Source organism: Baekduia sp., assembly GCF_035318805.1.
GTDB lineage: Bacteria > Actinomycetota > Thermoleophilia > Solirubrobacterales > Solirubrobacteraceae > Baekduia.
In genome coordinates this window covers 20,665-33,598 of sequence record NZ_DATHDY010000022.1, presented here as the reverse complement: position 1 = coordinate 33,598, position 12,934 = coordinate 20,665, and the positions used below count along the sequence as shown (strand labels likewise).

Below are 12,934 nucleotides of genomic sequence, written 5' to 3'. Positions count from 1 at the left end.
CGACACCTCTACCGCGACCGGCCAGCAGAGCCAAAGCGAAAGCGGAGCGGGTCAGTCACCTCGCCGGGCGGTGATCAACCAAGAACGCGAATCGAAGACCACGCCGCGCTCGTCGCTGTAGTGCGCCGCGAGCATTTCGCGAAGGCGCGTGACGGTACGCGCCGCCTCGCGGTCGGCCAGGCTCGCGAGGGCCGCGCTCGTGGTCTGAAATCCCGGACCAACGCAAGCACGGCGTCGAGGTCGCGTCCGTAGTGGACCGGCTCGCGGACCTCCTCGAAGCGGACTCCGTCGAAGCCGGCGCCCTCGAGGATGCGCGCGGTGGCTTCGGCATCGCCGAGCGAGAATGGGTCCAAGCCCGGCGGCGGTGGCTGCGCCGCGTCGCGCAGGGCGGCGCCGATCGCTCGCGCCCATTCGTTGTGCTCGTGTCGCTGCCAGACGAGCAGCACCAGGCGCGCCCCGGGTCGAAGGCCGGCGGCGATGTTCGCGAAGGCGGCGGCCGGATCGGAGAAGAACATCGTCCCGAAGCGGCTGATCGCCAGGTCTAAGCTGGCGGGATCGAAGCGATGCACCTGGGCGTCGCCCAGCTCGTACCGGACGTTGTCGAGCCGTTCGGCCGCAGTCACCTGACCGGCGCGTTCAAGCATGCGCTCGGACACGTCGACGCCGACGACGCAGCCCGGCGCCGCGGCGCGCGCCGCCTCGCGAGTCGTCAGCCCGGTTCCGCAGCCGATGTCGAGTACCTCGTCACCGGGCCTGATCCCGTAGGCGGCGCGAAGGTGCTCGTGGTGAGCGCGCAGCTCCGCGTCGTAGAAGTCCAGGCTGTTCGGCGAGGACACCGACGCGATACTAAAGAACTAGGGCAGCGCGTTGGCGATGACGTCTTTGAGGTCGGCGGACGACCTCGGGCCGCGGCCCGCGTGGCGCTCGCCGCGACCTGACAGGGCGGGCCCTCGACCGCGGCCACGACAGCGCCGCGAGCGGGCTCCGCCCGCGCCTCGGAATGACTGCGCTCCGTCGACCGCTTCCGAACTGCGCGATTTGCAGTAGCGGCCCGGGGCTGAGGGGTGCGTCTAGATGAAGGGGTAGGCGGCGAGCGCGCGGCGTGCGCAGCGACTGGTCGTGTTGGCGGCCGTGACTACGACCTGCTGCTGTTGAAGGGCCGCACGGGAGCGAAGGTCGCGTCGGCGGGATCCGTGGGCGTGCTTGCTGGCAGCGCGTAGGGCGTAGAGCTTTCGACGAGCTGCGGCGGCGGCACCGCGCGCCGTCGCGCATGGGAGCGTGTCTTGCAGGACGCTGGTGAGGTCGTTGCCGGGGGCTAGCTGCAAGGTGTAGCCGACGGTCTGGCAGAGCGACTGGCGAACCTGGATGAAGTAGCGGTGGCCGGCCTCGGAGGTAAAGGTGGCCTGGTCGGCGGTCTTGGGTGCGTCGGAGGCCGCGTAGTTGTAGCCCAAGGTCAAGTTCATGACGGGCACGCCGTAGCCTCCGTCGGCGTCATACACGCGTACGGTGATGGTGGCGGAACGCGAGCTACAGGCGCCGCTGAGCGTTGCCAAGAGGCCGACCTGGCTTTGTGGCTTGGCGTAGAAGCGGTACCAGTCGACGTCTTGTGGGGTCTCGAGCGCGGCCGTGATGGGCGTTCCCGTAAGGCTCCCTGCTACTTGCGCGGCTGTCTCATTCGGCTCGTAGGGCCCGTCAGCGCGGGCGGTGGCAGCAAACGAGCTCAGCGCCAGTGTGGTCAGCAGCAGGCGGCAGAGGGAGCGCATGGCCCTTGTTCTCGACCAGCCCGGGAGCTCGCACGATCGGACGCTTGTCCACGGGCGTCGGGGCTCATGTGTCTCGCCACATGTCCCACACTCCGCAGAAACCGTCCCCCGCCAACCGTCCCCTCAGCTACGATCCTCCCCGAGTCTATGCCAAGTTCTCCTCATCGATCCACGCTTCTAATCCTCAGGGTGGGGCCATCTGTTCTCGCTCATCGCGCCTCCGCGGCTGAGATCGCCTTCAGGCGGCGAGGTCGTCGCGTGTCAGCCATTCCTCGATCTGCCAGCGCAGGAAGAATCGGCGTTTGCCGCGCTTGCGGCTGGGGATGACGCCGCGTCGGGCCCAGTCTTCGATCGTGGATTTCGGCACGCTGAGCAGTTCAGAGACGTCTGCTGCTCGCATCACGTCGGCGCGGGTGATGGGTCGCTGATCGCCATGGTCAGGCATCGGCGGCCTGCTCCTGCTGTTGACCGAGGGTGGATCGGTGGGCGCAGCTGGCTGGCCAAGAGGGCTTCATGGGGAGTTGGCGGGCGCAGGTTGGGTGGTGGCGCAGTTTTCCGGCGATCTCGCGGTCAGCCACAGCAACGCTCGGACGACGGCCTGCGGTGCTGATGTCAGGCGTTCGATCGGGCGCTTCGATAACACGCAGAGCGGTTGCGGCCCTGCGCCAGTCGGGGCGGGGCGGTGCTACCAGGGCCGAGACGACCCGATCCGCACTTCGGTTGCGCGCTATGCCACGCGTTCAGGCTGTCCTGGGCGACCGCTGCGTGGGCGCATGTGCAGGGCGCGGCCGTCGTCGCGGGCCTCTATGCGCGGGCTCAGCGTCTTGAGGTCCATGGTTCGCATCACCGGGCCGCGCGGCGGTTCTACCGGCGGGCGATGGTGAAGTTGGTGGTCTTGGTCGTCGAGCGGTTGCGGGCGTCGTCGGTGGCGGTGACGGCCAGGCGGTATGGCCCGGGCTTCAGTGCGCGGCCGCCGACGCGCCCGGTGAACGTGGTCTTGGCGGCGCCGGCAGGGCGCCGTGGTAGGCGAATCGTCCCGAGGGTCGACGTCCGTGAGCAGCGGCGCACGGATTTGGTCTTCGGCCGGCGCGTGACGCACTGCTTGCCCGATCGGTAGCCGCGTGTGGTGCGCTGGACGGCGAGCGCGACGGTCGCAGGCTCGGAAAGCGTGAAGCGCACGCCCCCAACCCCGGAGCGCCGGCGGCGACGTTGACTCGCACTACGCGCTCGGTCGGCTGCGAGAGGTTCCCGGCGCCGTCTCGCGCTCGGACGGCGACGGGGTACAGGCCGCCGGCTGCGTAGGCGTGTGACACCGAGGTGCCGGTGGCGGTGGTGCCGTCGCCGAGGTCCCACACGGCGGTCGCCCCGGTCCATGGATCGGCGACCGTCGCGGCAAACGCGGCCGGCTGCCCAGGATCGAGCGTGGTGGGGACGGTCGCAGCGGCGAGGGTGGGAGCGTCAGCGTCGTAGAGGCGTGCGCGAATCTCCCCCGAGGCGGGGTCGCCGCGTCGCCATGCGGCCACGATGCCGTGGGCGCCGTCGCCGGCGATGCGCAGATCACCGGCCGGCGTGGCACCGTCCTCGAGCGTCTGGGGCGCGGCGAACGGACCGGCGGGCGGCGCGATCGCCGCACGCACCGCGGTGCCCTGCGCGTAGGCGATCGCGGCGCCCGCATCGCCGAGCTCGGCGAGCGCGGGCGGGCCCGCGACGGCAGCGGTCTCGCCGGCGGGGCTGATGAGCTGAGCGCCGCCGAAGCTCGACGCGCCGGGGTCCACCCGCGCGGCAGACACCGAGCCGGCGGTCGGCACGCGGCCGCGCGACCACGCGGTCAGGATCGTGCCGTCGCTCAGCAGGGCGGCGGCGCCGTCGTCGACCTGCGGGCCGACGCCGTCGAGCTGCAGGGCGCTGTCGAGCGGGGTGGCGGGGGGGGAGGGAACGCCGTGAAGGCGGTCAGGAACGCCTCAAAGGATGTGTCGACGCGCGTCGGCTGGCCAGCGTGGGTGGTCGTTGATCGGTGCCCGACGAGGGCCTTGGGATAGGGGACGGTCCGAACGACCAGCGGCGCGCGCTGCTCATGGAAGGTGCTGGGCGCCGTCCCGGTGCCGAGCGTGTCGTTCGGCGTTCGCAGGCCGCCCGCCGATGAGCCGTTGGAGACAAACGTCGCGGCGGCCAGCAGATGGTCAAGCGGCTCGTCGGTGGTCCAGGCGACGTCGATCGCATCGGTGCGGGCCACGGCGATGTCGAAGCCGCCGATCGGGTCGTCGTAGGGGGGACTGAGTTGTGCGTTGCCGGCGGGCGCGAATGTGGCCTGACCGCGCGGACGGGCGGCCATCGCGACGGCGGTGCCGGTGTTGGCGGCGACGATGGCCCGGCCGCCGCCGTCGCGCTTCAAGGTCCTCGCCCCACTCGTTGTCGCGGTGACCACGCCGGCGGCGTGATTCGCGTACGGGTCTGCTACGACGAAGACCGCACCGCGCAGCTTGAGTGCCCGAGGCTCTGACGTGGCCTCGAGCGCCCTCCGGCCGCCGGCGAGATGCCGGAACGGACGATGCGCAGAGACTCCCTTGAGACTCGGCGCGCCTGCTAGCTCAGGCGGTGCGTTTCCCTTTACTTGCGCTTGGCCGGCGCAAGGGTCACGTTGATCGGCCCCTTGCCCTGCTGCTTGCTGACGACGAGCTTGGCGCCCTTCTTCGGCTTCTTGGGCTGGGTGACCTTGCCCAGTTTGCAGTGGGCCTTCTTGAGCGCGGCCTTGGCCGCACTCAACGACTTGCCCTTGAGCTTGGGTGGCTTGCAGGGGCCGACGGCAGGTGCGGTCGACTTCGGAGCTGTCGTGACGGCGGGCGTGGTCGTTGCCGGCGCGGGAGCCGGATTTGCTGCCGTCACCGGGCATCCTGTCGGCGCCGGGCCGGCCTGGCTCGGGCAGCTGTCCTGGTTGTCCTTGACAGTGTCGCCGTCCGTGTCGGGCCCGAAGCCCGTGAAAAACATCGGCGCAGCGAGCTCATCGAGGAGTTGCCCGCCGCTGCCCTTGGGAGTCACGCCGACGGTCATGCAGGACCAGTCCTTGGTCTGCAGCGCGGTGCCCGAGGCTGAGAACGAGATGCGGTTGCCGTTGACGGTGACGGGGGCGCTTCCGGTTCCACTCACGCCGGTCACCATCGTCGTGCTGTACTGGCTGTCGGAGAAGCCGAACAGCGACACGCTGGCCCCGAGGCACGAGTTCGGCGGCGAGTACGACGCCACGCGGAAGCTGAAGGAGGCCGGACCGGTCGCCATGTCGCCGTTAACCGTGGCGCTGACGATGACCTGGCCGTTGGTGTCGTACTGGGCCGTCGCCGACACGAGGTCCTGCGACGGCGCGCCAGCGCTATCTCCGGTGGCCTCGTTCGCGGTGCCGGGACGGATCTCGGCCGATGCGATCGCCGGCACGGTCAGCGCGGCGATGGCGATGAGCGCAGCGGTCGTTGCGCGTCGGGGACAGGCGGGTCATGCAGTCTCCTCGATACGATGTGGAGGTTGGAGTAGACCGGCTTCGCGCGCGGCCGTCCCCGACGTTCGTTCAGGTCCACGTCCCGCTGCCAGGACCGAAACGATTTGGCTCGATTGATCCCCACCTCGGCCCAAGGCCGACTTCGCACCTCCGTCCGGCAGGATGGCCCTCGGCGTAGGAGCGGCGGACAACGGTGCGAGCGGCGGAGCGCCGCCAGCAGCAGTCCCAGAGCGACGGCCCGGGCGACAGCGGTAGTGCCGGCGGCGAGGGAGGGGGAGGTTGCGACGGCGCCAAAGGCGCCTCCGAATCCGCAGTTCGCCGGCCAGCGCGACGGCGACGACGACGGCTGCTACGGCGAGACCTAGCCGCAGGTTTTCGTTGGAACAGCCGCACCGCTGAGACTCCGCGAGGTTGACTTGGCGGTTGTCAGTGCGCTACGTGCACAGCCACCGCGTACGCAGCGCCCGACCCGGGGCAGCGTCGTCGCGACTTGTAGCGCTGCATCGTCCGCGGATCGGCGTGGCCAGCCCCGGTGCGCAGCGGGCACGTTCGCGTTGAGCCCCAGCGTCACCATGGCGGAGTCGGTGCGGCGACACTCGGTCTTCAATCCCGGCGTCGCGCGCCAGGCGCTCGAATCGCTTCGCGTGTTCGTTGGGGGCGGCTCGCCGCCGCACGGCGTCTCGTCTACGAGCCTAGATTAGACCTACCACCGACGTGTGCCGCGATGCCTCGGAATGTCGCTGTAGCCGCTCGTCTCGTGAACCGCACACGATTGCCCCGGCTCACCGGACGGCCCGTTCAATGGCTGCTGGCCGCCTGCGCAAAGCGAGTCGAGAAGCCGCACCTACGCATTCCCGTGGACGGGAACGCCACGACTATCACCCCAGGTGTGCGGGAAGCGTCGGCCCTCGCCGCCAGCGTGCGGATGCAATCGCTTGGGTCCTGTTGACGGAGACCCGGTGTAGACAAGGGCGTCGTGCTGAGCCGACTCGAGGCGGTGCCAACGTGCCCAGGTAGCGAGTGCGCCCATAAACTTGCGCGATGCTGACGTACGAGATCACCCTGGGGCTCCTAACCAATCTCCTCTCGGAGTTGATGATGATGCCTCTGTTCCGAGGCAACCGCATGCAGATGCATGTTGATGCTCTTCCGGCGGCCGTGGAGCAAGTGGTCGACAGGTCGGCGCAAGTGTTCGCCGAGCGCTACAAATCCGTCGAGCCAACCGAGGAGCAATGGCGGACCATGCTCGACGAGGGGGAACTGCGCGCAGCGATGGAGCTCCTCTTCGCGACGCAAGTCGGCCGATCAGCAGTCAACCTCAGCGATGTGCGCTCCATCTTCGAGATCGGCTTCGACGGGGTGAAGCAGCGCACTTCGGCGTTCGAGGGGGTGGACGGTGGCAAGCTGTTCAACGACCTTCTGAGGATCTCGTCGGAGGTTCTGCAGGCGGCGATCAGCAAGGGCTGCATCGCCGCCGCGGACGCAAAGGCGGAGTTGAGACACAAGATGCTCACGGCCGAGCTCGAGGTGCTCCAAGACATGGTCCAACCCGGACGCGTCGAGCCTGACGAGGCGATGTTGAGCACATATCACAGTCGCCTTCGAGGGGAGGTCCTAGCCCACTCGAGTCGCATCGACCTTCCGAGCACGGTGCGTCACGAGCCCGTCGACATCGATGCCCTCTACGTGACCCCTCAAGTAGCGATGTCGCCGTCGTCAGCGTCGTTGCTTGAGAGCGGTAAGGCGGAGCGCCTTCGGGTCTCTTACCAGCGCTTTCTGCGCACGGCACGTAGACGGGTCGTCCTCGGAAACCCTGGGGCCGGGAAGTCGACCCTGGCGACCAAGATCTGTTACGACGTCGCTCGCGGCCTCGAGGGCTACAGGGCCGTGGGACCCAGCGTAACGCCGCTTCGCGTCGAACTGCGGAAATATCGGGCTTCCCAGCTTGGGTTGCTTGACTATTGCGACCAGCTCATCAGTAACGGGTACATGATTGGTTCTCCGGCCGGCACGTTCCGTGAGCTACTCCTTCGCCGTCGTCTCCTCTTGCTGTTCGACGGGCTCGACGAGATCCTGGACAGCGAGGAGCGCCGCACGGTACGAAACACCATCGAGACGTTCTGTCGGAAGTTCCCCGGGACGGACGTCATCGTCACCTCGCGGATCGTCGGATATGAGCAGGCGCCCTTGAACTCCAGTGAGTTCGACATCGCCGTCGTCGAAGAGTTCGACGATGCACGCGTTCTGGCTTACGCTTCGAACTGGTTTGCCGTCGACGCATCCCTCGATGCACAAAGCGCGCACTCGACAGCTGGTGACTTCCACGCTGAGAGCCAGTCCGTTGACGAGCTACGCCGTAATCCGCTTCTACTCGCCCTTCTGTGTGCCCTCTATCGAGGTCAGGGCTACATCCCCGACAACCTGCCCGACGTGTACGAGCAGTGCTCGCTGCTGCTGTTTCAGACGTGGGATAAGGGCAGAGGCATCGAGTCTGAGTTGCCGTTTACGCGGCATGTCCAGCCGGCCCTCGAAGACTTGGCGTACTGGATGTACTCCAGTCCTCGGCTCGCCGGTGGCGTCACCGAGCGACAGGCGATAACGCAAGCCACGACCTACCTGCAGCGTTGGCGATTCGGCGACGCGGCCGAGGCTCGAGCCGGGGCACGCGACTTCATTCAGTTCTGCCGTGGCCGAGCGTGGGTGTTCTCCGATCAGCAGAGCACCAGCCCAACGGGTGAAGACCTGTTTGCCTTCACGCATCGGACTTTTCTCGAGTACTTCACGGCCATGTACTTGGTCTCGACGCATTCGGAGACTTCCGATTTGCTGGACGCGCTCCTGCCTCGCATCAAGCAGCGGGAATGGGATGTCGTGTGCCGCATCACCCTCCAGATGCACGCACGAGGGCGACTTGGAGGTGCCGACGACGTCGTCTGCGCCCTCGCTGAGACGGCCGAGGTGTCGCTCGTCGAGCACAAGGGTCCGATCCTGGAGACGATGCTTCGCACTGTGGGGGCGATGGTGCCCTCACCGAAAGCACTGAACCTTCTCGGCGCCGCGATCACAGATGCCGTGCTCAACACGAAAGGCATGGCAGCCGACGTGCGACGAACGCTGCTCGACCTTGTCGAATCCAGCGGCGACGAAGTTCGGTCTAGCCTTGCGGACGCGGTTGTGCGACGGGGGATTGAGTCAATTGCGTCAGGGAATCTGGGGCGGCGACAGCTGTCAAGTGAGCTGCTCACCTTTCTGGCAACGAGCCCCTACGCAAGCCTGTCTGCCACCGCGCAACTTTCCATCCAGGGAGCGCGATTGGCGCTTAGGGACGCGGCGAAGAGAGACTCCCGGGTGGCGCGGAACGTTGGCCCGCACGTCGCTACCGATGCGGAGCGTGTCCACTGGCATGGCCCCGCCGCAGTGTTCGTTCGTCCCTCGTCCTCGCTACTCCTCGCCCAGGATCCGTCGTCGCCTCTAGAGGTCGCCGCACGATCCCTGGAACGTGGCCAGTCCGACGCCTTTTTGTCGATCGTTGATGCCGTCGCGTCACTTTGGACGGACCGCACTATCCCCTCCTGCCCCGGCACAGGCGTCGAGACCGCGTTCAACTGGGCGCCGGTCCTGCGCACGATCGCCGGTTCACAGCAACTGTGCGAGGAATTCGCGGGGGATGCCCGCCGGCGTCTCGGCCTGTGGACGCTGCTAGCCGCCAGTGCCGAGTTGGGTCGAGCAGCGAAGGCTCCGCAGGATTCCCCGGATTGGCTCCGGCAGCTTGTAGCTGTTGTGATGGCGCGGCGCGCGCGGCAGCCGCGTATCGAGGTCATCCGCGAGCTGTTTGAAGACCCCAAGCACGGCTACGCTCTAGTGGAATGGTGCCGTGGCACCACGTCGATCTTCGTGTGACCGCGGTTGCAGGGCGCTGACAGGGGAGGCGCCGAAGCTGCGCGGCAGGTCTTCTTCCATGCCGCGGACGAGTCGCGTACAGCGATGGTGCTCGCCGACTCGAGAACCGGGAGTCAGACCGGCCGAACCGGGCTGCCGTCGATCGGGCACACGTCATGGCCTCCATCGAGGGCATGGCCGTGCTTCTCACAGCGGTACTTAAGCGACGTGCCCGACCAAGACCATCGTCACTGCCAGCAGCGCCACAAGTGACACGAGAGCGACGGCGATGAGCCAAGGCCCGCCAGCGGCCGGCCACCAGCCCATCCCATAAGGCGAAGGCTCCGATAATCGGCACAGAGATCGCGCTAATCCAGAGCACGATCACGACCGGCCAGGTCGCGAATACCAGGGCTCGTACTTGTCCGGCATCGTGAAGCGCGACGCTCGCTCAGCGTAGGCGAGCGATTGCGTGCTCACCACTCGCGGTTGGTTGAGCGTTAGTCGTGCCGATCATGAGCGAGTCTCCCGCGGACCGTTCGCAGATGGGCGGCGAAAGCCGCCGCGTGAGCGGCGTGGTTGATTCGTCCATTGCGGCAGGGATACGGTCGCGGCGTGACCGCCCAGCATCCCCCTTCACCTGACCCAGCCGAGGGCCCCAAGGCCGGAGGACTACACAGAGCTCATCGAGCAGGCAGCCCAGGGCCAGGACGACCGACTCGCTGAGTACGCCAGGATCGGCGACGAGGATCTCGACGAAAGGCTCCAGTCATTGCGGGAAAGCATCCAAGAGTCGGCCGACGACGGACCCGGGCCGTATCAAGGCCGCGCGGGCGTGCCAGGGCATCTCCGAAATGGAGGCATCTCGTGAGCCCTGGTCGTTTCAGCTTCCGTGCGTTCCTCGCGCGAGGAGGTGGCGACGCTTCTCACGCTCGCGAGGTGTCGGACCGGATCAAGCAGCAGCGCGACGCCGTCGTGCAACTCGAGTCTGCCCTCTTTGATCGCCGCTACGAGACACCCGCGCAAGCGCGCGCCGCGATTCGCGCAGCGCACACGTCATGGCGAGAGAGCCTCGACCGGCTAGAAGAACTCGAGATCCTCGAGATCTGGACCCGCGGAACGCTGGAGCGCCTCGACGAGTTCGCCTCCCGCCGCGAGTGGGAGCGCCTCTGGACCGACACCCTCCCTCAACGCGGTGACCGATGGAAGGCAATCACGAAGGAGTTGGCGAAGGAGCAGCGCGTTGCCGCCGAGGCTAAGGAGGCCCGTCGACAGGCCAAGCGCGACGCCTTCCTGGCGTCAGGCGGTCAACCGATGCAGGTAGACGGCGACACTGCCCGCCGCACTCGCCAGCGCCTGGAGCGAGACCGGCGGGAATCCCGTCCGGACTAAGCTAAGCCTCTAGTCGCGCAGGTCGTCGCGATCGCGCACGAACTTGAGGCTGCGAAGCTCGTCCAACGTTTTCCCGAGCAGGCACCCCTCAGCGAACAAGACCTCATCGTCGAACCAGCGCAACGCTTCGCTGACGCTTCCGTCGCTCCACCGGACGACCGCCCGCCGGGACCCCGAGCTCCCGATCGGGAAGCGGCTCGATGCGAATGACCTCAGACACGATGGGATCCATAGGCCGGCACGGAGCGTAATGCATCCATCGGGCGGCGGGACGGCGGGCATTGAACCGCTCTGGGACTGAATCGCGAACGCGCAGGCGGTCTCGACCCGACCGGAGGCCGCGCCCGTGTGGCGCTCCTCCCCTCGCGCGTGTTGCTCTGTTCCGGTGCGGCGCATAGGGTTACGCGGGTGTCCTCGGAGGGGTTCATCGATGATCTGACTCCCGTCGTCTACGTCGCATCGACGGAGACGCGCGACGGCGTGCGCGCGGCTGTCCAGGATGCACTTCGAAGTCATCGGAGCACGAACGTCGTCCCACGTGAGGACGAGGATTTCGCGCGCGACTTCGAGGCCGCCTTCACCAGCGACGAGATCGCGAAGCTCCTGCGACGTGTCGCGTCGCTGATCGCCGCGTTCGTCGAGAGCGAACTCGACTACACGACGAGGCACCGGGATGGACTCGCACGTGTCGACGGATCGCAACGGTCGGCAGATGACTATCCGCGACTGGGAGCTGCGTTTCGCCGACGACTGAAGGCTCCGGCGGACCGAGCCGCCATCGGGCGTGCCATTGAGGACATCATCAGCACCGGCTATATCGGCGGCGCGGCCGCTAACGCCGGGTTCAAGCAGCCTCTAGAGCTTCGGTGGCGGCCGCTTGGCACCATGTGGCAGCTCTGGATCCCAATGATCTACTGCTGTCGTCACGACACGTGGCCTCGCGTTCCCGCCGGAATGATCGAAGGCTGCAGCGACAACGCCCGAGGGCGCTTCTATGAAGTGGCGCGCAAGTTGAAGCTCGGGAGGCGCATACTCCGCGACGAGACCGAGCTGTTGCAGTACCTAGCGACGTTCTACACAGAGGCGGGTGCGGCGCTATTTCTAGTGACGAGCGCGGAGACAGACGCGCTGGCGACAGGTCTGCCTCGGCGCGTCGGCGCGCCGGAGCCGAACCCCACTTGACCCCACGACGCCGGTCTCCAGGCTCGCCGGCCAAGTCCAGGATGTCCGGCGCGCGATAACCGCGATCCTGACGGACGGCGCAAGCACGTCCCGCGTCTAGCGGGGCGACAGCCGCGGCCGTCCTACGCATCAGGATGCGCGAGACCGGCGCGTCGTCGAGGGCACCATTCGGACCCACATCGCGATCAAGGGTGCGCAGATCTCGGCACCGGACAAGTCGGGAGCGACCGCCGTGCCGGTGCTGCGAGTCGCGGTCGCTCACATCACTGGCTGGTGGGTCCTCCAGAGCGACGAGACGGGTCGGATCAGCGCGTCCCTGTGGTCCGACTAGCCGACGCTCAGTCGCGAACCAGTTCGGCGCGCAGCACGAGGACATCCCGCGGCGCGTTGATGCCCAAGCGGATGTCGCCGTGCTCATCCACGGATCGCACCTCGATTTCGATGCGCTGACCCTCGCGCGTCGTCAGGACGAGGGACTGGCCAGGGCGACGGGTGAGGGCAAGCGGCATGGTCCGACTGTCGCCCGCTGCGGCGAGGCCTTGACCGATCGCGTTCGCGCTCGAACGGCGATGGGTCGGAATGTCCGCTCCGACGCACCCGCTGGCCCCGGAGAGAGCAACGGCGCCCGCTCCCTCTCGTCGAAGAAGGGTGGAGAGCACGCGTGGCTCGGAATCTCGCCCGGTTGGGTATGCGATGCGGAGCGACTGGTGCTGCGTCGCACGCGAACTTGCAGCTCCGGCACCAGCTTGCTCAGTCTGAAGATCGACCGATCGCTGCTGCATGCGGTACGCGCGGTACCCACCGGAACCCAACCACCGGTTTCGGTGCCGGTTCACACCTTCCCGGACGACGAAAGGCCCGCAAATGCGGGCCTTTCGATCGAGTGGAGCTAGTCGCGCTCGAACCGACGACCTCCTGCATGCCATTGAGGCGCTCACGAGAGTCCAGCCGTGCGGGATTCGCGTCGGCGGCCTCGCGGCGGTAGGCAAGAGCGGTAGCCGCGCCAAGTGGTAGCCAGGAGCGGTAGCCATTCCCACCGCACCGCTACAGAAACCACGCCCCAGAACGACGAAAGCCCCGCATTTGCGGGGCTTTCCTCGAAGCGGCTGAAGAGACTCGAACTCTCGACCTTCTGCATGGCAAGCAGACGCTCTAGCCAACTGAGCTACAGCCGCGCGCTTCGGCCGGGAGTGTAGCAATGGGTCTCGGCGTGATGTCGGCTCGGGCGCGC

At 67.5% G+C, this 12,934-nt stretch carries 9 protein-coding genes, 1 tRNA gene and 1 pseudogene; 3 read left to right on the top strand and 8 right to left on the bottom strand.

Annotated elements, in window-relative coordinates; genetic code table 11:
* Positions 1–51 precede the first annotated feature (51 nt).
* The 6 genes and pseudogenes from VK501_RS05560 to VK501_RS05535 form a co-directional block, all read right to left on the bottom strand.
* Positions 52–836, bottom strand: a pseudogene (locus VK501_RS05560) (class I SAM-dependent methyltransferase).
* 234 nt (positions 837–1,070) lie between these two features.
* Positions 1,071–1,763, bottom strand: coding sequence for a hypothetical protein (locus VK501_RS05555; protein ID WP_324335466.1), 693 nt, complete (start codon positions 1,761–1,763; stop codon positions 1,071–1,073).
* 238 nt (positions 1,764–2,001) lie between these two features.
* Positions 2,002–2,208, bottom strand: coding sequence for a helix-turn-helix domain-containing protein (locus VK501_RS05550; protein WP_324335464.1), 207 nt, complete (start codon positions 2,206–2,208; stop codon positions 2,002–2,004).
* A gap of 514 nt (positions 2,209–2,722) precedes the next feature.
* Complete coding sequence (locus VK501_RS05545) at positions 2,723–3,553, bottom strand: PKD domain-containing protein (protein ID WP_324335462.1); 831 nt, start codon at positions 3,551–3,553, stop codon at positions 2,723–2,725.
* A 56-nt stretch (positions 3,554–3,609) separates the two neighbouring features.
* Positions 3,610–4,155, bottom strand: a complete 546-nt coding sequence (locus VK501_RS05540; RefSeq protein WP_324335460.1) for a hypothetical protein — start codon at positions 4,153–4,155, stop codon at positions 3,610–3,612.
* Between the two features lie 215 nt (positions 4,156–4,370).
* Entirely contained in the window at positions 4,371–5,189 is an 819-nt protein-coding gene (locus VK501_RS05535; protein WP_324335458.1) for a hypothetical protein, read from the bottom strand.
* A gap of 1,102 nt (positions 5,190–6,291) precedes the next feature.
* Between VK501_RS05535 and VK501_RS05530 the strand changes: the two genes are divergently transcribed.
* The 3 genes from VK501_RS05530 (at position 6,292) to VK501_RS05520 (ending at position 11,703) form a co-directional block, all read left to right on the top strand.
* A complete protein-coding gene (locus tag VK501_RS05530; protein WP_324335456.1) occupies positions 6,292–9,150 on the top strand; it encodes an NACHT domain-containing protein in 2,859 nt (952 codons plus the stop codon).
* 918 nt (positions 9,151–10,068) lie between these two features.
* Complete coding sequence (locus tag VK501_RS05525; protein WP_324335454.1) at positions 10,069–10,521, top strand: hypothetical protein; 453 nt, start codon at positions 10,069–10,071, stop codon at positions 10,519–10,521.
* Between the two features lie 408 nt (positions 10,522–10,929).
* Complete coding sequence (locus VK501_RS05520) at positions 10,930–11,703, top strand: hypothetical protein (RefSeq protein WP_324335452.1); 774 nt, start codon at positions 10,930–10,932, stop codon at positions 11,701–11,703.
* A 338-nt stretch (positions 11,704–12,041) separates the two neighbouring features.
* Here the strand turns inward: VK501_RS05520 and VK501_RS05515 are convergent, their stop codons facing one another.
* Both VK501_RS05515 and VK501_RS05510 read right to left on the bottom strand, forming a co-directional pair.
* Positions 12,042–12,212 (bottom strand): carbon storage regulator, encoded by a 171-nt coding sequence (locus VK501_RS05515; RefSeq protein WP_324335450.1) that lies wholly within the window; start codon positions 12,210–12,212, stop codon positions 12,042–12,044.
* A gap of 592 nt (positions 12,213–12,804) precedes the next feature.
* Positions 12,805–12,878 (bottom strand) — tRNA-Gly (locus tag VK501_RS05510).
* Between the last annotated feature and the right edge of the window lie 56 nt (positions 12,879–12,934).